The following is a 19,784-nucleotide window of genomic DNA, read 5'->3' as shown; positions in this document are numbered from 1 at the left end:
CAAGCAAGAGGAGCACGCCGCGCCGGGTGCTCCTCTTGCTTGTTCCGGAAGCCCGGGACGGTGGCATCTTCCCCAGGCACTCCGGATGAGCTGGAACATAGTTCAGCAGCTCTTAGCCTGATGAGTGCTCGGCCGCGACGCAGCCGTAGGGACGTCATTGGGGGCGAGCGCGAGCGCAGCGAGCTGCCCGGGCGTCGGCGGCCGCAGGCCGCTCCTTCTAGCACCTTCTTCAACTCGCAGGGGACCAGAAACGGGCGCTAGGTCTAGCAACAGGGGTCGCTAGGTCTAGCACCAGTCCTAGCAACTTGCAGGGTCTCTGACCTGCGATCTAGCGACTAGCAGGGGATACACGAAACCCCGGCATCCGACAGGAAACCGGGGCTTCGGGGGTCACCACCGCTCGCTAGCCGGGCAGGAGGCCAGGGCTCTCCGGCCCCAAGGCCCGGAAGTTGGCGAGGTCGCCCTGCGCAGCCTCTTCCAGCGCCTTCAACAAGGGGTCCGGGTCCCCTCGGTAGACGAGGTGGGGCTCGCCTTGCTGGGGTGGCACGAACCGCGCTCTGTAGCGGGTCAGGTCGCTCTCGGAGAAGTAGATCGAGTTCGGATCCGCTTCGTGCCGCGCGTTCCGCTTGCTCACGCGGTCCCAGAGCTCCTCGTGACTTGCCTCCAGGTACACCAGCACCGAGGCGGCGCCGGCGTCCGTCGCAGCACCGTGCCACCGCGCGCGATCCTCCGGGGTCCAGAAGCCGTGGTCGACCACCACGTTGTCCCCGGCGCGGAGGTGTGCCTGAAGCTCTACCGAGATCTCTTCGAGGATCGGGCGCTCAAGAGTCGGAAAGGTGCCTCGGGGGAAGTCCACGCCGTACACGCCGTGCCGACGGAACATCTCCTCATCAGGGCAGAGCCTGACGAAGCCGCGGTCCGTCAGCGCGCGGGACAGGGTGGTCTTCCCTGAGCCGGGCAGTCCAGCCATCAGCACGCAGAACGGCCGGACGGCACCGCTGGCGGCCGTCATTGGGTGACTTCCGATTCCGTCTGCCACGTCCGACCCGGGCTTCCGAGGTCGACGCCGTACTCCACGACGTCGCCCGCGCTGTTGATGAACTTCGCCATCATCACGACGACCGGCTCACGTGGGGGCTTCGCGCTGTCCAGCTCCAAGAGTTCCGCGTCCTCCGCCGTCAGCAGCCGCGCGGCCACGGTGTCGATCCGATGGGTGATCGGCTTGCCGCTGATCTGCGCGATGAGCTGGAGCGACGTTGCGCCGTTCAGACGCTCGCTCTTCGCGAGCTGCGGAATCGCTTTCCCGAACTGAGCAGGGATCCACGACGTCGAGTGCGCGACGATGCCGTGCCGGTCGCGATAGACACGGCGCCGCCGGATCACCTCGGAGCCTGGCTTGATGTCCAGCGCCTGGGCGACGTCCGCCGGCGCCGACACCACGGACGCCTGGTGAGAGTCAGACCGTTCTCCGGCCCCCCAGCTCGACCCGCTGTGGCGTCCCCGGTCCTGACGCTGAGACCCTGAGGACATCGGCGCGGGACGGTCCAGGACCTCTGTTCCGATTCCGTGGATGCCCCTGACGAGCCCGTCGGTGCGCAGCTTCCTCAGCGCCTTCTCGGCGGTCGCCGTACTGACGCTCCACTCCTGCGCGAGGTTCTTGATACTCGGCAGCAGTTCGCCCGGCTGGAGCTGCCCGGATGCGATCAGTTCCGTGTAGTGGGCCGCGATCTGCGCGTACGGCGCCCGGTTGTCGGCGTGATCCGGCATCCCGTCAACTCCCTTGTCTCAATGGGTTACTTCCCTAGCGTACCGCTTGACACCCTAGGGTGCCCTAGGGAACCTTAGGGATGTGCCCACCGATCGATCCGATCGGAGGCCGCAGGGCCCTGTCATGGGGTGCTGTTTGACGAAAAACCCTGGCCAGAGGCCTAGGGCTAAGCAGGGAGCGGCTCCCTACCGCCAAGCAGATCGCCGCTCCCCGACCCTCGAAGGGGTACATCCATCATGCACGGAACGATCCCGACGCAGCGTGTTTCCGACTCCCCGGCTCCGGCCCGTACCGATCTGTTCGGGTCTCCGCACCCGACGGAGGACGTGCGGGTCCCGGTCCAGCTCACGGCCTGTGTGTCCTTCGCGGAGATCCTGGGTCTGCTGACCCAGACGGGCGGCCTGGACATCACCTACGCCGACCTGGACGACGACGCCTTCATGCGCGAGACCCTCCAGTTCGCTCTCCTCGTGTCCGACCACCGCACCATCGAGCACAGCGCCGGAAGGGCCATGGCCATCCTGGACGGCTGCAGCGGGACGGTCGCCGACTTCGAGTTCGTGGCCTGCCTCGCCGCGGCTGTGACGCGGGTCTTCGGGGTGACGGCATGACCGCCCTGATGCCCGAGCGTCGGGCCTTCGCCGAGTCCGCTCCGGCCGCCAAGCGCGGCAACGCCCGCCTGTACGACGCGGTCATCGCCTCCGGCCTCACCTACGAGGAGATCGCCGACCGCCTGGCCGTCGACCCCAAGACGGTGGAGCGGTGGGTCAACGAGCCGGGACGGCGCCCCTACGCCCGCCACGCGCACGCCGTGGCCCGGGTCCTGGGCACCACGCCCTGGGAGCTGTGGCCCGCCATGCGCCCGCAGGAACCGGCTCCGGAGCCGGTCACCATGCAGCCCCGTGTCCTGGCCTCCGCGCAGGACGCGCTCCGGCGGGTCGAGGCGCTGGACCTCGGCTCGGCCAGCCCGACGGAGATGGCCCTGCATCTGGGTGCCCTGTCCTCCGTGCTCCGCACGGTCATGGACTTCATCGACCCCGCGATGGGGGCCACGGCGTGAGGATCCACCAACTGAGCGCACGACGGCGGCGAGCGAGGAAGTACCAGCTCGCCGTTCGCGACGGGGCCCACTGCACCTACTGCCACGCCCAGTTCACGGACCTGAGGAACGCCACCCTCGACCACGTCGTGCCCATCCGCCTGTTCCGCACATGGTCGGCCGCCCACCTCGTGCTGGCCTGCCCGCCCTGCAACCACGCCAAGGCCGACCGCCTCCCCCTGCTGATCGCGCTGCTGCTGATCGGGGCGGTGGATGGGGTGGATGCACCGACCGTCCACCCGACTTCCCCCCTCGACCGGTCGACCCCGCCGGGTGGGGAGAGTCCGCTGATCGAGTCGGGTGGAAATCTGGTGGATCGGGTCGATGTCCACCGCTCGACTGAGGTGTTCACGCCGGACCTTCTCCGGCTCCTGGCCCGGCTGGCTCAGGTCCGGCAGTCGGCCGACCGGACGGCCGTCGAGTCGGGTGGACGGTCGGGTGTTCACCAGGGCGTTCACCGTGTTCACGAGCACCCGCGCACGGCCGTCCACCCCAGGTCGCGGGCCGATCGGTCGGCCCGCACCCGGCTGTGCTCCGACCGCCACGGATCTGCCCACACACCGCGAAGGGAGTCGGCGTGAACACTGCCGTGAACATCGTGAACGGCCATGCCAAGACCACCGATCTGCAGCCCCCGACCGGCCCGCAGAAGGCCAGTCGATCGACCCCGGCCGATGCTGCGACCGGCGAGGGGAAGAAGCCCTCTGCGGCGTCCAGGCTCGTCGCTCTGGCCCGCGAGGGGTACACGTTCGTCACCTCGACCGACGGCCGCCCGTACGCGGTCGCGATCGACGGGCCGAACATCGCGCTCCCCCTGCGCGGCCGGGCCGGACTTCGCCAGCGTCTCGCCCGCAAGTACGCCGACACCTACGACGGAGACGTCGCCTCACAGTCCGCCCTCGCCGACGCCATGACCGTGTTGGAAGGCGTCGCCGAGACCGACGATCCGGTGCCCGTCGACCTGCGGGTGGGGGGCGGCCCGAACGGCATCGTGGTCGACCTCGGCAGCGCGGATGGACGGGCGGTGACCGTGTCGGCCGGCGGCTGGCACATCGTGGACCGCTCCCCGATCCTGTTCCGCCGCTCCGGCGCCATGGCGCCCATGCCCGCCCCGGTCCTGGACGGCGACGGCCTGGCCAAGCTCCACACCCTGCTGAACATGGACGCGCCCACCTTCCACCAGCTCGTCGGCTGGCTCATCGCCGCCTGGATCCCGCACATCCCCCACCCGATCCTCACCTTCAAGGGCGAGCAGGGCACGGGGAAGTCGAAGACCGCGCAGATGGTCGTCAACCTCATCGACCCCTCCCCCGCCAGCAAGCGGAGCCAGCCCCGGGATATCAAGGCCTGGTCGGCTCAGGCCTTCAACTCCTGGGCCCTGTGCCTGGACAACATCAGCACGATCCCGCCCTGGCTGTCCGACACCCTGTGCAAGGCCGTGACCGGCGACGGGATCGTGGACCGCGCCCTCTACACCGACGACGACGTGGTCGTGCTCTCCTTCCGGCGGGTCCTCGCCATGACCACCATCGACGCCGGGGCTCTGGCCGGGGACCTCGCCGAGCGGCTCCTCATGCTCGACTTGCAGCTCATCGAGGAGGATCGGCGCCGCACCGAGGAAGAGCTGGACGCCGCGTTCGCCGCAGTACGGCCCGCCGTCCTGGGCGCCCTGTTCGACCTCCTGGCGGCCGTCCTCGCGGTCCTGCCCGGCATCAAGTTGGAGTCCATGCCCCGCATGGCGGACTTCGCCCGGGTCCTCGCGGCCGTCGACCAGGTCCAGGAGTGGCACACCCTGGATTCCTACTTGGCCACCTCAGCGAACGTCGCCGGGGACGCGCTCGAAGGCGACCCCTTCGGCGCGGCCGTGGCCACCCTCGTGGAGGAGTGCGGGACCTGGAGCGGGACCGCCGCCCAACTCCTTGAACAGCTCTCGGCCCCGGGAGGGTTCCGGCCCCAGGGCTGGCCCAAGGACGCCACCCGAGCCAGCGGACGCATCAAACGGCTCGCCCCGCTCCTGAGGTCGATCGGCGTGGCCGTGGACGACACGCAGCGCAGTCAGGACCGGCACCGCCACCGCCTACTCGTCCTCTCCCGCATCGACCCCACCCCGCCCGCAGCGCCCACACCCCCGCAAGACCCTCTCTGGCCCGAGGTGGCATCGCTCGGGCAAGGCCGCACCATCCCTGAGCAGCACTGACACCGCCGGATCACCCCCGGACCGGGCCGCGCACCAGCGGCCCGGGCACGTCAGCCCCTGCGGACGCTAGCCCCCGCCAACGGTCACAGCGTCCGCGCCAGCGTCCACGCTCCGAACCCTGTCCGACCTGCACGGACAGTGGCCTGCGGACGCTGGGAGCGCTGCGGACGCTGCGATACGGCATCTCTCTAGGACCGCGACCGCACCGACCCTCAGCACGCCGCCACGGACACGAGGAGTCACCCCGCCCATGCCTGCCAACAGCCCTGCCAAGGACCCCCGCGCGATCCTCCGCGCCGGACTCCCCGACCGGTACCTGACCCCCGAAGACCTCGCCTCCATGCTCGTCGTCCCCATCGAGACCATCTACGGCTGGCGCAAGAAGCGCACCGGGCCGCCCGGATTCCGCGTCGGCCGGCACATCCGCTATGACCCCGCCGCCGTCCACGCCTGGATCCGCGAACAGGCCGACCGCGACGCCGCCTGACGACCTGTCCTCCACACATAGCTACTGCGGGTAGAGCCACCCCTTTACCCCGGTAGCGGGGGCGGTAGCGGCCGCTGACCAGCCCGGTAGTGCCGGTAAAGGGGTCCCGCCCCACACCGCAAAACCGAGGGAAGCGCCCAGGGAGGCAGGGAGAACTCCCTGACCGCCTCCCTGGCACGCCTCCCTCCACCTGAGCTGCGCAGACGCGCCCTCAGGGAGGCAGGGAGGCGCGTATCCCGCACCCCTCGAACACCCCTCAGGAAGCCACCCGAGCCCCCTGTCTCGACCGCCCTGAGCGCCATTCGCGACCGAAGAGTCACCCACCTACTCGAAGGAACCCCCCGACATGGCAGGCAGCATCCAGGACCGTTGGTTCAGGACCGAGACCGACGACAACGGCAAGACCACCCGAGTCAAGACCGAACGCCACGGCACCGGCATGCGCTACAGGGCGCGCTACTTCGCGCCCGACGGCAAGCGGAAGTCCAAGTCCTTCGAGGACGGCCATAAGCGTCTCGCCGAGCAGTGGCTCAGCACCATCAGCGCGGACGTCGCGCGCGGCCAGTACATCGACCCGAACGCGGCCCGGACGTCCTTCAAGGAGTTCGCGGAGAAGTGGTTGGCGAGCCAGAGCGGCGACCCGAACACCCGAGCGTCGATGACGTCTCAGCTCAAGCTGCACGCCTTCCCGCGCATCGGGGACCGGCCGCTGGGTTCGTTCCAGCCCAGCCACATCCGCGAGTTCGTGACGCAGCTCGAAGCCTCCGGGATGTCCGGCTCGTACGCCCGCGTCATCTTCTCCAACGTCCGTGCCGTCCTCAGCGCGGCCGTCGAGGACGGCTGCCTGCCCCGGAACCCCTGCAACTCGCGCACGGTGGCGCTCCCGGAGATGGGCGCGCGCCGTGTGGTCCCCTGGCAGCCGGAACGGGTCTTCGCCGTTCGGGGCGCCCTCGTTGAGCGGTTCCAGCCCATGGTGGACGTGGGCGCCGGATGCGGGTTGAGGCAGGGCGAGATCCTGGGGCTGTCCGTGGAGGAACTCGACTTCGCCAACGGCACGCTCCACGTCGTCCACCAGCTCAAGCAGAGCCTGAGCGCGCCCGTGTTCGCCCCGCCGAAGGGCGGCAAGCTGCGTGACGTGCCGCTGCCCGACCCCGTGGCGGACGTGCTCAAGGCGCACATGAAGCTCTTCCCACCCGTGGAGATCACGCTGCCCTGGATGCGCGCCGGCGGCCCGCCCGTCACGAAGCGCCTGATCTTCACCGGCCCGCAGGGCGGGCACCTGTGGCGCACGTCGGTGAACGAGGACCACTGGAAGCCCGCGCTCGCCAAGGTCGGCGTCATCCCGGCGGCGAAGAGCCGTGAGCACGCCGCCGCGCGGGAGCACGGCATGCACGCGCTGAGGCACTTCTACGCGTCCGTGCTGCTGGATGTGGGAGAGAGCATCAAGGCCGTGAGCGAGTACCTGGGGCACTCGGATCCGGGGCTCACCTTGAAGGTGTACGCGCACCTCATGCCCAGCAGTCGCAACCGTGCTCGCGAGGCTCTCGGCAGGGCTCTGCGGCCGGACGGTCTCCCACGCTGAGGGCCCACAGTGGGCCCAGGGCAAACGAACGCCCCCGATCTGCGCCGTGTGCGCAGGTCAGGGGCGTGATCGCTTTACCTACTTCTTCTTGCCCTGGTTCTTGACGGCCTCGATGGCGGCCGCGGCGGCGTCCGGGTCGAGGTAGGTGCCGCCCGGGTTGAGGGGCTTGAAGTCGGCGTCCAGCTCGTAGGAGAGCGGGATGCCGGTCGGGATGTTCAGGCCCGCGATGTCGGCGTCGGAGACCCCGTCGAGGTGCTTGACCAGCGCGCGCAGGGAGTTGCCGTGCGCGGCGACCAGGACGGTGTGGCCGTCCAGCAGGTCCGGGACGATCGAGTCGTACCAGTACGGGAGCATGCGGACGACGACGTCCTTGAGGCACTCGGTACGCGGGCGCAGCTCCGGCGGGATGGAGGCGTAGCGGGGGTCCTCGGACTGCGAGAACTCCGTACCGTCTTCGAGCGCCGGCGGCGGGGTGTCGTACGAGCGGCGCCACAGCATGAACTGCTCCTCGCCGAACTCGGCGAGGGTCTGGGCCTTGTCCTTGCCCTGGAGGGCGCCGTAGTGGCGCTCGTTCAGGCGCCAGGAGCGGTGGACCGGGATCCAGTGGCGGTCGGCGGCCTCCAGCGCCATCTGCGCGGTGCGGATCGCGCGCTTCTGGAGCGAGGTGTGCACGACATCGGGGAGCAGACCGGCGTCCTTGAGCAGCTCACCGCCGCGGATCGCCTCCTTCTCGCCCTTCTCGTTGAGATTGACGTCCACCCAGCCGGTGAACAGGTTCTTCGCGTTCCATTCGCTCTCGCCGTGGCGGAGGAGGATCAGCTTGTACGGTGCGTCGGCCATGCGTACGAGCCTAATGGACACACCCGTCCCCTCGCGCGCGGTGTGTACGGCATGTGGGACGGTCCCCCGATTGACGGCAGCCGTCAATCCAGTGGCTCCGGTGAGCCCGTTTCCGTAGGGTCCGAACGAGTAGAGGGACGCTTACATCTCCGGGGGGATTCCTTATGTCCGTTGCCAGTGTGAGACGGGCCGCCCGCGAGAGCGTGGCGGGTCTGCCCCGGGAGTTCTGGTGGCTCTGGACGAGCACGCTGGTCAACAGGCTCGGGGCCTTCGTCGCCACATTCATGACCTTGTACCTGACCCTGGAGCGGGGCTATTCGGCCTCCTTCGTGGGACTTGTGGTGGCCCTGCACGGGCTCGGCGGTGTGGTGTCCTCGCTCGTCGCCGGGGTGCTCACGGACCGGCTGGGGCGGCGTCCCACGCTGATGGCGGCGCAGGCGTCGACCGCGCTCTCGGTGGCGCTGCTCGGGTTCATGGAGCACCCGGCGGCGATCGCCGCGGTGGCGCTGCTGGTCGGCATGACCTCCAACGCCTCGCGGCCCGCGGTGCAGGCGATGATGGCGGACATCGTCCGCCCGGAGGACCGGGTACGGGCCTTCGCGCTGAACTACTGGGCCATCAACCTCGGCTTCGCCGTCTCCGCGACCGTGGCGGGCTTCGTCGCGGAGTACAGCTACCTGGCCGGGTTCCTCGGCGAGGCGGCCCTGACGCTGGTCTGCGCGGTGCTCGTCTACCTCAAGCTGCCGGAGTCCCGGCCGGAGAAGACGGCGGCGCAGAAGGCTGCCGCCGAGCCGGAGATCGGCCTGGGGACGGTGCTGCGGGACGGGCGGTTCATGGGTGTGGTCGGGCTGTCGTTCCTGATCTCGCTGATCTTCATGCAGGGCTCGTTCGGGCTGCCGCTCGCGATGGGCGCGGCCGGGTTCTCGACGGCCGACTACGGGCTGGTCATCGGGGTCAACGGCGTGCTGATCGTGCTGCTGCAGATCCCGGTCACCCGGTTCATCGAGCACCGTGATCCGCAGAAGCTGCTGGTGATCTCGGCGCTGCTGGCCGGGTACGGGTTCGGGCTGACGGCCTTCGGCGGCTCGGTGTGGAGCCTGGCGCTGACCGTCTGCGTGTGGACGCTGGCCGAGATCATCAACTCGCCGACCCAGATGGGCCTGGTCGCGCGGCTCTCCCCGCTGCACGGGCGCGGCCGCTACCAGGGCATGTACACGATGTCGTGGGCGGTGGCCTCGCTGATCGCCCCGCTGATGGCGGGCTTCGCGATCGAGCACTTCGGCGCGGCGTGGCTGTGGGGCGCGACGGCGGTCCTGGGCACGGTGGCGGCGCTGGGCTACTGGCTGCTGATGAGGAGCCTTCCGCAGGACGAGGCGAGCCCGGTGGAGGCGGTCGTGGAGCCGTTCGCGAAGGCGCTTGCGGAGCCGTTCGCGGAGCCGGTCGCGGAGGCGGTCGCGGAGCCGTTCACGGAGGCGGTCGCGGAGCCGTTCGCGGAGCCGGTCGTGGAGGTCGCCGCTCCGGCGAAGGCGACGGATCCGGTGGCTCCGGCCGCCTGACGCCTACGGCTCCTGCCCTCTACTCCGGCTGCGCCGCCGCCCCCGACGGCTGCGTCAGGTGCTTGAAGGCGTCCAGGTTGCGCGTGGACTCGCCGCGCGAGACCCGCCACTCGTACTCCCGCCGGATCGCGCTCGCGAAACCCAGCTCCAGCAGGGTGTTGAAGGCCCCGTCGGCCGCCTCCAGGACCGTGCCGAGCAGCCGGTCCAGATCGTCGGGGGTGATCACCGACAGGGGGAGGCGGGCCGTCAGGTAGACGTCGCCGAGCGCGTCGACCGCGTAGGCCATGCCGTAGAGCTTGAGGTTGCGCTCCAGCAGCCACCGGTGGACGGCCGCCTCGTTCTCGTCCGGGTGGCGGATCACGAAGGCGTTGACCGACAGGGAGTGCTTGCCGGCCTTGAGCGAGCAGGTGGTGCTCAGCTTGCGGGTACCGGGGAGCTGGACCACGTACGAGCCCGGTGCGGGGCTCTCCCAGCTCAGTTCCGCGCCGGTCAGCGTCGCTTCGATGATCGCCGCGGTGTCGGTGCCGTCAGCGCCGTCAGCGGCGTCGGTGGGGTGAGCGTCAGCCATGGTGGGAGCGTACGTGACGGCGGTGATCGTGCATCGCCCCCGTGTACACGTCGGCCGTGCCGCTCGCGGCGGTGTCCCAGCCGAAGAACTGCGCGTGCCGCGCGGCCGCCGCGCCCATCCGGTCCACGAGGCCCGGCTCGTCCACGAAGCGCCGTAGCTCGCGGGCGTAGTCGACCGGATCGTGGCCGGGTACGAGGATCCCCGTGACCCCGTCGTCGACGGCGACGGGGAGCCCGCCGACGGCCGCGGCCAGCACTGGTGTGCCGGTGGCCTGCGCCTCTATGGCGACCAGTCCGAAGGACTCGCTGTACGAGGGCATGACCAGCACGGACGCCGCCCGGAACCAGTCCGCGAGCGCGTCCTGCGCCACCGGCGGATGGAAGTGCACGAGGTCCGCGATGCCGAGCTTCGCGGCGAGCTTCTGCAGCCCCTCCGGCTTGGCGAGCCCGCTGCCGCTCGGCCCGCCGACGACGGGCACGAACAGCCGGGTGCGCAGCGCCGGCTCCCGGTCGACGAGCTCGGCGACGGCCCGCAGCAGGATGTCGGGGGCCTTGAGCGGCTGGATGCGGCCCGCGAAGAGCGGGATGACGGCGTCCTGCGGCAGCCCGAGGCGGGCGCGGGCGGCGGAGCGGCCGTCGGCGACGGTGAAGCGCTCGAGGTTCACGCCGGGGTGGACGACGGCGACCTTGCCGGGGTCGGCCGCGTAGTGGCGTACGAGCTCGTCGGCTTCCTCGGCGGTGTTCGCGATGAGCCGGTCGGCGGCGTCGACGATCTGCGTCTCGCCTATGACGCGGGCTGCGGGCTCCGGGGTGTCGCCCTCGGCGAGCGCCGCGTTCTTGACCTTGGCCATGGTGTGCATGGCGTGCACGAGCGGGACGCCCCACCGCTCGGCGGCGAGCCAGCCGACGTGGCCGGACAGCCAGTAGTGCGAGTGGACCAGGTCGTAATAGCCGGGGCGGTGGCGGGCCCAGGCCTGCATGACGCCGTGGGTGAAGGCGCACAGCTGGGCCGGCAGCTCCTCCTTGGCGAGGCCCTCGTACGGGCCCGCGTCCACGTGCCGTACGAGGACTCCGGGCGCGAGCTCGACCACGGGCGGCAGGCCGCCGGCGGTGGCCCGGGTGAAGATCTCGACCTCGATGTTGATCGCGGCGAGGCGCCGGGCCAGCTCGACGATGTAGACGTTCATGCCTCCGGCGTCGCCGGTGCCGGGCTGGTGCAGCGGTGAGGTGTGCACGCTGAGCATGGCGACGCGCCGCGGCTTGCGGTGACCGCCGACGGCGGCGGGCAGGCGCAGGCGCGGCGGCTCGTGGCGGGTGCCGGCGCGGGCGGCGGCGAAGCGGCCTCCGATGCTGCCGCCGATGCGGGACACGTACTGGCTCAAGGGAGCAGTTCCTCTCGCTCGGACGGCATGACACGGAGAGCGCTGTCGACGCTCTTCTAGGAGTGCAACCCGGGCGGCCGTCCCCCGCATTCCGGGACGGCCGGTTTTCCTGCTGCCGCGCCGGATTTTTATCGGGCGGGAGCCCTCCGCTTACTCTCTGCACATGGCCTCCCGCTCCACCCCTCCCCCTCGTCGCCCCGTCGGCACGGTGACCCGCGGAACGACGAACCCGAACCGGCTGCGCCGCATGGACCGCTGGATCGCGGCGACGCACGGGGCGGCGCTGCGGCGCGCGGAGGACCCGGTCGCGGTGGACCTCGGCTACGGGGCGGCGCCCTGGACCGCGGTGGAGCTGCTGGCGCGGCTGCGGGAGGCGGCCCCGCGGGTGCGGGTGGTCGGCATCGAGATCGAACCGGCCCGGGTCGCGGGCGCGAAGCCGTACGAGCGGGAGGGCCTGAGCTTCAGGCACGGTGGCTTCGAGGTGCCCTTGGAGGACGGGGTCCGGCCGGCGCTGATCCGGGCGGCGAACGTGCTGCGCCAGTACGACGAGGAGCAGGTCGAGGCGGTGTGGGAGCGCTTGTGTGCCCGGCTCGCTCCCGACGGGCTGCTGGTGGAGGGGACCTGCGACGAGATCGGGCGGCGCCACGTCTGGGTCGCGCTCGGGCCCGAAGGGGCGCGCACGGTGACCTTCGCGACCCGGCTGGGCTCCCTGGAGCGCCCCTCGGACCTGGCGGAGCGGCTGCCGAAGGCGCTGATCCACCGCAACGTGCCGGGCGAGCCGGTGCACGCGTTCCTGCGCGACTTCGACCGGGCGTGGGCGGCGGCGGCCCCGTACGCCTCCTACGGGGCACGGCAGCGCTGGATCCGGACGGCGCGGGCGCTGGCCGGGGACTGGCCGCTGGCGGACGGGCCGGTGCGGTGGCGTCAGGGGGAACTGACGGTGCGGTGGGAAGCGTTGAGGCCTTCGGGGTGACGGGGGCGGCCGTGGCTGCCGTGGCTGCCGTGACTGCGGTGGCGGCTGTGACTGGCGTTGCCGGCCGCGGCGGCCGTGGCCCGGGGGGCCGCGGGGGCGATCGGGACGCATCGGATGGATATCCACAAGGGTGTTGGAATTCACCGACTCGTGGCACCATCCCGAAGGCAATCACAAGTTACTGACGATTAATCAGTCTGGTGTCTGGGGGGACCATGAGGAAACGACGACGGGGTTCGATCGCCCTCACTCTGCTCTGCGCGATGGCGCTGCTGTCCGCGCCCGGCGCACTGGCCGGCACGGCGTTCGCGGCGCCGGAGCCCCAGCAGGGCAAGTCCCTGGAGCAGGTCCGCAAGGACATAGAGGGCCTCTACCGCGAGGCGGGCGCCGCCACGGACGCCTTCAACCTCGCGGAGAGCGAGACCAGGACGCAGTCCGACAAGATCGTGGAGATCGCCAACCTGGTCCTCGCGGGCCAGGACCGCATCACCACCCTGAAGGGCCGCGCGGGGGCTGCGGCCCGTGCGCAGTACCGCTCGGGCGGGCTGCCGCCCGGCGCGCAACTGGCCCTGAGCAACGACCCGGCGCAGTTCCTGGACGGCAACGACCGGCTGCGCCAGGGCGAGAAGGCCACTTCGGACCTGCTCTCCGAACTGAACCGCACCCAGAGCGACTTGCAGCAGTACGCGAGGGACGCGAGCGCGCACTGGGAGACCCTGGAGGCCAACCGGGTCAAGCAGGAACTCGCCAAGAAGCAGGTCGAGGACAAGATCAAGGCGGCGGAGGACCTCGAGAGCAAGCTGGAGGCCGAGCAGAAGGCCCGGCTGCTGGAGCTCGAGGCCGAAGCGCAGCGCAAGGCGCAGAACGACTGGCTGTCCACGCGCCCGATCAACGGCTCCTCGGGCAAGGCCGCCACCGACGCGGGCAAGCGGGCCGTGCAGTTCGCGGCCGCCCAGATAGGCAAGCCGTACGTGTGGGGTGCGGAGGGACCCGGTTCGTTCGACTGCTCCGGGCTGACCTCGCAGGCCTGGCTCGCGGCGGGCAAGCGGATCCCGCGCACCTCGCAGGAGCAGCTGCGGCTGCCCAAGGTCGCGGTCAAGGACATGCGGCCGGGCGACCTGATCATCTACTTCGACGACGCGAGCCACGTCGGCATGTACGTCGGGGACGGCGCGATGGTCCACTCCCCGCGCCCCGGCCGCAACGTCACCATGGCCGGCGCGGGCTCCATGCCGATCAAGGCCGTGGTCAGGCCGGACGCGTAGCGACGGCCCGCTCACCGACAGGCAGCGCCACCGGGGGTTCACCACCCCCGGGGACGGCCCGCCCCCGACGGCGGTACGTCTCGGTGGGCGGGACGTCGTAGGCCTCCGCCGTGACGTTGGTCATTCGCCGACGCGGACTTTCCCACCCGATAACGGCATATGCCGGAGCCCCGAGCCCGACCCGCCATTCCGCTTCCCTCGTCCCGCCGCTAGGGTCGCCGGACGAGCGAACCCCCGAGGGGGCGGGAAGGAACCGGAGACGATGCCCGTACCCGTACCGCGGCAGAGGGACATCCCGGGCACCGAGAGCGGCCCGGGCGCCACGTCATCGCTCACCCTGCTGGTGATCGAGGACGACCCCGCCGGCGGCCTCACCGTCCCCGAGATACTCGACGCCGACGGCCACCGCATCCGGCTGCGCAGCGCCCGCAACCTCACGGAGGCGGCCCGGCTGCTCACCCCGGACGTGAACTGCGTCCTGCTCGACCTCTCGCTCCCGCACGGCGGGGGCTCCGGCTCCGGCTCCGGCGAAGCCGCCGATCCCTTCGGCGCCCTGCGCCAGGTGCTCCGCATCGCCCCGCGGCACGCCGTCCTCGTGCTCACCTCCGAGGAGGACGCGGATCGCGCCGCGGAGGCCGTGCGCGTGGGGGCCCAGGACTTCCTGTTCCGCGACGAGCTCGACGGGCGGCTCCTCGGCCGTGCCATCCGCTACGCGGTGGAGAGAAAACGGGCGGACATCGCCCAGTACAAGCTTGCAGAATCGAAACTTCGGGCCCAGGAGAACGCCCGCCTGGAGCGCGGACTGCTCCCGCACCCGCTCCTGGAGGGCTCCGACCTCCGCTTCGCCGCCCGCTACCGGCCCGGGCGCAGCCGCGCGCTCCTCGGCGGGGACTTCTACGACACCGTCCGCACCCCCGACGGCACCGTCCACGCGATGATCGGCGACGTCTGCGGCCACGGCCCGGACGAGGCCGCCCTCGGCGTCGAGCTGCGCATCGCCTGGCGGGCGCTGACCCTGGCCGGCCTGTGCGGCGACGACCTGCTCTCCACCCTCCAGCAGGTCCTCGAAGTCGAGCGACCCTGCGAGGAGATCTTCGCGACGCTCTGCACGGTGGACATCGCCCCGGACGGCCGGCGCGCGGGCCTGTGCCTGGCGGGCCATCCGGCGCCGCTGATCTCCCGGCCGGGCCGCCCCGCGCGACTGCTCCCGTACGAGAACAGCGGCCCGGCGCTCGGCCTGCTGCCCAAGGCCCGCTGGCCGCGCCGCCAGGTGGAGCTGGGCGGCACGTGGAGCCTGATGCTCTACACCGACGGCCTGATCGAGGGCCGCATCGGCCAGGGCAAGGAGCGGCTCGGGCAGGACGGCATGGTCGAGATGATCAACCGCCACCTGTCCGACGGACTGAGCGGCGAAGGCCTGCTCGAAGCCTCCGTGACCGAAGCCCGCCGCCTCAACGGCGGGGAGCTGACGGACGACGTCGCCGTCGTCCTCCTCTCCCGCGCCGAGGGCTGACGGGCCGGGCAGGCCTTCTACCGCCTACCCGGCTACCGGCTACCGCCTACCCGGCTACCGGCCACCGGCCACCGGCCACCGGCCACCGGCCACCGGCTGTCCGCCTACCGTCCGCCGTTGTAGGGCCCGTACGGCCCGTCGCTGCTGCTGCCTCCACGCCGGCCGCCACCGCCGCCGCCCGAGACCTGCTTGAGGGCGGGGCGCACGTCGACGAAGAACACGATGCTGGCGACCAGCCCGGCGATCTGCAGGAAGAGCATCCCGAGGAAGAAGTCCACGACCACGGTGATGCCGAGGATGACCAGCCAGAAGGTCTTGGTCTGCTTGCTCGCCGCCCGGTACGCGTCCTCGCGCGCCGTCAGCGCCATCACGAAGGCCACCACGGCGAGCACGAGCATGGCGTACCCGAACAGCGGTAGCACCCCTTGATTGAACCCGTTCATCAACATCGTCTGACCGCCTTCTCACGCCTCGCTCGCCGGATGCCGCCTGCCTCCACGCTACCGGCAGAGCCCGATTCCCAAACCACAACGGACCGGACGCCCATCGGGTGCCCGGTCCGTCGCGCGCATCTCAGCTCTCGTCGGCCGGCTCTGCGGCGGCCTTCTTGGCCGCGGCCTTGCGGGCCGGAGCCTTCTTCGGCGCGGGCTCGGCGGCGGGCTCCGCCACCGGCTCGGCGGCTTCCGGCTCCACGACCACGGCGATGTCGACGATCTCCTCGGAGACCTCGCCGCGCCATGCCCGTACGGTCTGCTCACCGTGCTCGGCGACCTTGTCGTAGGCCTCCTTGGCCTTGACCGCGTACTCGGCGGCCACGCCGACCCCGCGCAGCGCCAGGTCCTGGGCGGTCTCCCCGAGCTTCTTCGCGTCGATCGACCCGAACACCTCGGCGACGGTGGCGGTGACCGCCTCCTGCGCCTCCTTGGCCTTCTCCTTGGCCTTCTCCTGCACGGCCTTCGGGTCGGTGTTCTTCACGGCCTCGATGCGCGCGGGAGCCTCGGCGCGCAGCTGCTCGATCAGCCCGGGCACCTTCCTGGCCTGCTGCACGGCGAGGTCGGCGGTGCCGGCGGCGAAGTAGAGGGGGGTCGGGTCGGTGAGGGTCTTCTTCAGGTCATCGGCGATGGCCATGTGGTGGTCCTCCCGGATCACGGTCTCAGTTCGTGCTCTGCGTGTTCAGTGCGTAGTCAGCCTGTGCTCAGCTCGTACGGCGCATCTCGGCATCGCCGCCGCTGCCGCCGTCGGCGGCGGCTTCGGCTCCGGCCGCCCCGGCCCCGTCATCGTCCTCGGCCGCTGCCTTCACCTCGGCCTCGGCGGCGTTCTCCTTGCGGAAGGACGCGTAGATCTGGAGCAGCACCTGCTTCTGCTGCTCGCTGATGGACGGATCCGCGAGGATCACGGCCGTCGTCTCCACGGCGTCCCGGTCCCGCTCGTCCAGGATTCCGGCCTGCACGTACAGCGTCTCGGCGGAGATCCGCAGCGCCTTGGCGAGCTGCTGCAGGATGTCCGCGCTCGGCTTGCGCAGCCCGCGTTCGATCTGACTGAGGTACGGATTCGACACCCCCGCCGCATCGGCCAGCTGCCGCAGCGAAAGCTGCGCCTGCCGCCGCTGCTCGCGCAGGTACTCGCCGAGGTTCCCGACGTTGAGCGATGCCATGCCCCGATCCTGCCGCACCTTGCTAACTATTGCAAGCAGCTGCTTGCAATAACTCCCACGGACTACGGCGCCCTCGCGACGACCACCGTCGCGTAGTACTCCTCGGAGGTCACCGCACGCACCGACAGGCCCGCCGCCGTCAGGGCCGCCGCCGTGACGGGGGCCTGACGGGTGCTCGTTTCGATCAGGAGGGTGCCGCCCGGTGCGAGCCAGGGCGGGGCGCCCGCCGCCACCCGGCGGTGGACGTCCAGGCCGTCCGCCCCGCCGTCCAGGGAGACGGGCGGTTCGTGATCACGGGCCTCCGCCGGCAGCAGGGCGATCTCCCCGGTCGGCACGTACGGGGCGTTGACCACCAGGACGTCCACCCGGCCCCGGAGCCCGGCGGGCAGGGGCGCGTAGAGGTCGCCCTCCCACACCCGGCCGCCGTACGGGGCCACGTTGCGCCGGGCGTAGGCGAGCGCGGCCGGGTCGATGTCCGCCGCGTGCAGCTCGGCCCCCGGCACCCCCGCGGCCACCGCGGCGCCGAGCGCGCCCACCCCGCAGCACAGGTCCACGACGACCGCTCCGGGCCGGGCCGCCGCCACCGCCTGCCCCGCGAGGAACTCACTGCGCCGGCGCGGCACGAAGGCCCCCTCGCCGACGGCCATGCGCAGCCCGCAGAACTCCGCCCAGCCGACGACGTGTTCCAGCGGTTCGCCGGCCACCCGCCGGGCCAGCAGCCCCTCGAGGTGCCCCGCGTCCTCGGCGGCGGCCGTCAGCAGCTCCGCCTCCTCCTCCGCGAAGACGCAGCCGGCCGCGCGCAGGGTTTCCACCAGTGTTGCCAAGTACCTCAGTCCTCGTCCGTCCAGTTTCCCGCTCGGCCGACCGCCCGACACCCCGGACGGGGCTCAAAAGATGTCCGGGCACCACGGCCTGCGCGCCGTGCGGAACACCGCGTCCGCGAGCGCGAGCGTCCCGGGCCGCTCCTCCGTGATACTGCCGAGCGCCGCCAGCCGCACCGCCGACTCGTCGCCCAGGTACAGCGCCCCCAGTGTGCCCACGTCCAGGCGCAGATCGGCCGGCTCCTCCGTGCGTACGCAGTGCCCCGCGCCCGCGTCCAGCCGGTAGCGCCCGCCCGCCGGCCCGGACGGGTCGGCGACCTCCAGGACGAGGACCCCGGGCACGGCGTACGTCCGTGCGCCCAGGGCCCGTACGACGTCCAGCAGCCGCACCCACAGCCAGTCGGCCGCGGTCACCAGCCGGGCGGCGCGCGGGTCGGGCAGCAGTTGGGCGACGAGGTCGTCGGGGGCGCGGTAGCCGGTGCGGACCTTCATCACCCAGTCGATGGAGCAGAGGAAGTGCCACAGCGCCCGCTCCACGTCCGGGGTGAGGGCGAGCAACTGCCGGACCTGCACGGTGTTCTGCGGGACCTTGGCGTCGGTCCAGTGGTCGTCGCAGGTGTACCGGACCAGGCCGGCCACCTCGCCCTCGGCGGTCCGGTACACCGCGTGGAAGGACGGCGTGTACGGGTTGTGGGACAGCGTCTCCACGCCCGTGGTCACCCGCCACCAGCGGGCGTCGCGGCTCACCGCGCCGGGCACGGCCGCCCGCAGCCGCTCGTGCAGGGCCGGGCCCAGCTCCCGCACCTCGGCCTCGTCCACGAGGTCGATCCTGCCGCCGTCGCCGCAGACTGCGGCGCGCGGGTCGAGCCCGGTGCGCGGTACGTCGATCTCCCACTCCGAGGCGGAGGTGGCGGGCCCGTACCCGTACCGACCGTAGATCGGGTACTCGGCGGCGATCAGCGTCGACACCACGTCGCCGCGCGCGTGGGCGGCGGCCAGCTCGGCGGACATCATCCGGGTCAGCAGACCCTGCCTGCGGTGCGTGGGCGCCACGGTCACGTTCGTGACGGCGCTCGACGGGACGAACCCCCCGCCGGGCACGGTCAGTTCCTGCGCGAAGGAGCGGAAGGTCGCCACGCACCGCCCGGTGTCCGCGTCGAACCCGCCCTGGGTCCGGGCGCAGTCGACGTGCCCGGCCACCTGAGCGTGGTCCTCGGCCGTGGGATGCTTCGCGTTCAGGAAACCGGTCTGCTGGGCACGCAGCCACTGGGGAAGCTCGGATGCGGCGATCGGCCGGACGTCAGCGCTCATAGCGACCCACGCTAATCGGCCCGCCCCGCCCCCGTCGCCCGCATTTTTCCCGCGGGCCCCCGCGTCCCCCGCGCCTCCCGCCCGCTCAGGCCAGCAGGTCGTCCACCTGGGCCTCGCCCTCCCGGTAGCGCCGGGTGATCTCCGCGCTGCAGTCGTCCGCCGTGCGCTGGAGCTGCTGGCGGCGGCGCGAGACCTGCTGCTCGTAGCGCACCAACCGGCCCATCCCCTCGTGGAGTTCCTCGTCCGTGCGCGCTCCCAGGTCCGACAGCTCCACGTCGGAGAGCATCTCGGCCGCCAGCAGCCGGTACTCCTCCCCGTGCGGGGTGCCGAGCGTGACGTGCCGGGCGGAGGCGCTGCGGCTGGAGGGGGCGTCCGCGAGGATCTCCGAGAGCCGGTCCACCACCGGCGCCTCGGGGTCCGTACGCCGGGCCAGTTCGGCGCGCAGGATGTCGATGCGGCCCTGGAGCAGCCGGCGTACGTAGCTCAGGTCCGCCTCGTCGCGCTGCGCGTCGCGGCGCAGTCCGCGCAGCTCGGGCAGGCCGAGTGCGGTGGTCGGCGTCGGCGGGGCGTCCGCGGCCCCGGTCCGCTGCGCGGGCGGGCGCGGCGCCGGGGTCTCGGCGGCCGCCGCGGACGCCATGGGTGCGACGGGCGCCGCGGAGCCCACGGTTGCGATGGGCGCAGAAGCAGGTGCGGAGGTACCAGAAGTGTTCATGCGTTCGTGTCCGTCCCCTCGACCGGTGCTGGGGGCACCGCCTGCGTGCATCGTGCC

21 protein-coding genes are annotated in these 19,784 nt (G+C 71.6%); 10 read left to right on the top strand and 11 right to left on the bottom strand.

Annotated elements, in window-relative coordinates; all coding sequences use genetic code 11:
• Positions 1-403 precede the first annotated feature (403 nt).
• A complete protein-coding gene (locus ACFWBW_RS12975; RefSeq protein ID WP_385371235.1) occupies positions 404-1,012 on the bottom strand; it encodes an AAA family ATPase in 609 nt (202 codons plus the stop codon).
• Positions 1,009-1,767, bottom strand: coding sequence for a GntR family transcriptional regulator (locus tag ACFWBW_RS12970; RefSeq protein ID WP_385371232.1), 759 nt, complete (start codon positions 1,765-1,767; stop codon positions 1,009-1,011). The genes ACFWBW_RS12975 and ACFWBW_RS12970 overlap by 4 nt, the downstream gene beginning before the upstream one ends.
• Positions 1,768-2,004: 237 nt before the next feature.
• Here ACFWBW_RS12970 and ACFWBW_RS12965 point away from each other — a divergent pair, with 237 nt between their 5' ends.
• The 6 genes from ACFWBW_RS12965 (at position 2,005) to ACFWBW_RS12940 (ending at position 7,133) form a co-directional block, all read left to right on the top strand.
• Complete coding sequence (locus ACFWBW_RS12965) at positions 2,005-2,379, top strand: hypothetical protein (RefSeq protein ID WP_385371229.1); 375 nt, start codon at positions 2,005-2,007, stop codon at positions 2,377-2,379.
• Entirely contained in the window at positions 2,376-2,828 is a 453-nt protein-coding gene (locus ACFWBW_RS12960; protein ID WP_385371226.1) for a helix-turn-helix domain-containing protein, read from the top strand. Before ACFWBW_RS12965 ends, ACFWBW_RS12960 begins: the two co-directional genes overlap by 4 nt.
• Positions 2,825-3,448 (top strand): HNH endonuclease, encoded by a 624-nt coding sequence (locus tag ACFWBW_RS12955; protein WP_385371223.1) that lies wholly within the window; start codon positions 2,825-2,827, stop codon positions 3,446-3,448. Before ACFWBW_RS12960 ends, ACFWBW_RS12955 begins: the two co-directional genes overlap by 4 nt.
• Positions 3,445-5,064, top strand: a complete 1,620-nt coding sequence (locus tag ACFWBW_RS12950) for an ATP-binding protein (RefSeq protein ID WP_385371220.1) — start codon at positions 3,445-3,447, stop codon at positions 5,062-5,064. Before ACFWBW_RS12955 ends, ACFWBW_RS12950 begins: the two co-directional genes overlap by 4 nt.
• Before the next feature lie 250 nt (positions 5,065-5,314).
• Positions 5,315-5,551 carry a helix-turn-helix domain-containing protein gene (locus ACFWBW_RS12945; RefSeq protein ID WP_385371217.1) on the top strand — a complete coding sequence of 79 codons (237 nt, stop codon included), beginning with the start codon at positions 5,315-5,317 and terminating at the stop codon, positions 5,549-5,551.
• A gap of 346 nt (positions 5,552-5,897) precedes the next feature.
• Positions 5,898-7,133: a tyrosine-type recombinase/integrase gene (locus ACFWBW_RS12940; protein WP_385371214.1), complete on the top strand. Its 1,236-nt coding sequence runs from the start codon at positions 5,898-5,900 to the stop codon at positions 7,131-7,133.
• 78 nt (positions 7,134-7,211) lie between these two features.
• On the opposite strand, the gene ACFWBW_RS12935 is transcribed toward ACFWBW_RS12940, so the two are convergent.
• Complete coding sequence (locus ACFWBW_RS12935; RefSeq protein WP_385371211.1) at positions 7,212-7,973, bottom strand: phosphoglyceromutase; 762 nt, start codon at positions 7,971-7,973, stop codon at positions 7,212-7,214.
• Between the two features lie 164 nt (positions 7,974-8,137).
• Between ACFWBW_RS12935 and ACFWBW_RS12930 the strand changes: the two genes are divergently transcribed.
• Complete coding sequence (locus ACFWBW_RS12930) at positions 8,138-9,529, top strand: MFS transporter (protein WP_385371209.1); 1,392 nt, start codon at positions 8,138-8,140, stop codon at positions 9,527-9,529.
• 19 nt (positions 9,530-9,548) lie between these two features.
• Here the strand turns inward: ACFWBW_RS12930 and ACFWBW_RS12925 are convergent, their stop codons facing one another.
• Positions 9,549-10,097 (bottom strand): YbjN domain-containing protein, encoded by a 549-nt coding sequence (locus ACFWBW_RS12925; RefSeq protein WP_385371206.1) that lies wholly within the window; start codon positions 10,095-10,097, stop codon positions 9,549-9,551.
• The gene (mshA, locus tag ACFWBW_RS12920) at positions 10,090-11,478 is read right to left on the bottom strand and encodes a D-inositol-3-phosphate glycosyltransferase (RefSeq protein WP_385371203.1); all 1,389 of its coding nucleotides are present in this window, start codon (positions 11,476-11,478) and stop codon (positions 10,090-10,092) included. Before mshA ends, ACFWBW_RS12925 begins: the two co-directional genes overlap by 8 nt.
• Positions 11,479-11,641: 163 nt before the next feature.
• On the opposite strand from mshA, the gene ACFWBW_RS12915 reads away from it, so the two are divergent.
• The 3 genes from ACFWBW_RS12915 to ACFWBW_RS12905 all read left to right on the top strand — a co-directional run bounded on the left by ACFWBW_RS12915 (position 11,642) and on the right by ACFWBW_RS12905 (position 15,229).
• Complete coding sequence (locus tag ACFWBW_RS12915) at positions 11,642-12,451, top strand: class I SAM-dependent methyltransferase (RefSeq protein ID WP_385371200.1); 810 nt, start codon at positions 11,642-11,644, stop codon at positions 12,449-12,451.
• A 215-nt stretch (positions 12,452-12,666) separates the two neighbouring features.
• Positions 12,667-13,716 (top strand): NlpC/P60 family protein, encoded by a 1,050-nt coding sequence (locus tag ACFWBW_RS12910; protein WP_385371197.1) that lies wholly within the window; start codon positions 12,667-12,669, stop codon positions 13,714-13,716.
• A gap of 262 nt (positions 13,717-13,978) precedes the next feature.
• Entirely contained in the window at positions 13,979-15,229 is a 1,251-nt protein-coding gene (locus ACFWBW_RS12905) for a PP2C family protein-serine/threonine phosphatase (RefSeq protein WP_385371195.1), read from the top strand.
• A 104-nt stretch (positions 15,230-15,333) separates the two neighbouring features.
• On the opposite strand, the gene ACFWBW_RS12900 is transcribed toward ACFWBW_RS12905, so the two are convergent.
• The 6 genes from ACFWBW_RS12900 to ACFWBW_RS12875 all read right to left on the bottom strand — a co-directional run bounded on the left by ACFWBW_RS12900 (position 15,334) and on the right by ACFWBW_RS12875 (position 19,727).
• The gene (locus ACFWBW_RS12900) at positions 15,334-15,678 is read right to left on the bottom strand and encodes a DUF2516 family protein (protein ID WP_385371191.1); all 345 of its coding nucleotides are present in this window, start codon (positions 15,676-15,678) and stop codon (positions 15,334-15,336) included.
• A 124-nt stretch (positions 15,679-15,802) separates the two neighbouring features.
• Positions 15,803-16,357, bottom strand: a complete 555-nt coding sequence (locus ACFWBW_RS12895) for a hypothetical protein (RefSeq protein ID WP_385371189.1) — start codon at positions 16,355-16,357, stop codon at positions 15,803-15,805.
• Between the two features lie 67 nt (positions 16,358-16,424).
• The gene (locus tag ACFWBW_RS12890; protein ID WP_385371186.1) at positions 16,425-16,883 is read right to left on the bottom strand and encodes a helix-turn-helix domain-containing protein; all 459 of its coding nucleotides are present in this window, start codon (positions 16,881-16,883) and stop codon (positions 16,425-16,427) included.
• Positions 16,884-16,945: 62 nt separating this feature from the next.
• On the bottom strand, positions 16,946-17,707 hold the full coding sequence (locus tag ACFWBW_RS12885; RefSeq protein ID WP_385371183.1) for a putative protein N(5)-glutamine methyltransferase: 762 nt from the start codon (positions 17,705-17,707) through the stop codon (positions 16,946-16,948).
• A 63-nt stretch (positions 17,708-17,770) separates the two neighbouring features.
• Positions 17,771-19,015: a GNAT family N-acetyltransferase gene (locus ACFWBW_RS12880; RefSeq protein ID WP_385371180.1), complete on the bottom strand. Its 1,245-nt coding sequence runs from the start codon at positions 19,013-19,015 to the stop codon at positions 17,771-17,773.
• 85 nt (positions 19,016-19,100) lie between these two features.
• Positions 19,101-19,727 (bottom strand): AmfC protein, encoded by a 627-nt coding sequence (locus ACFWBW_RS12875; protein WP_385371178.1) that lies wholly within the window; start codon positions 19,725-19,727, stop codon positions 19,101-19,103.
• Between the last annotated feature and the right edge of the window lie 57 nt (positions 19,728-19,784).

This window comes from Streptomyces sp. NPDC059957 (assembly GCF_042730015.1).
Classification (GTDB): Bacteria; Actinomycetota; Actinomycetes; order Streptomycetales; family Streptomycetaceae; genus Streptomyces.
The sequence above is the reverse complement of the archived record's forward strand: the minus strand, read 5'-3'. Positions and strand labels throughout refer to the sequence as shown.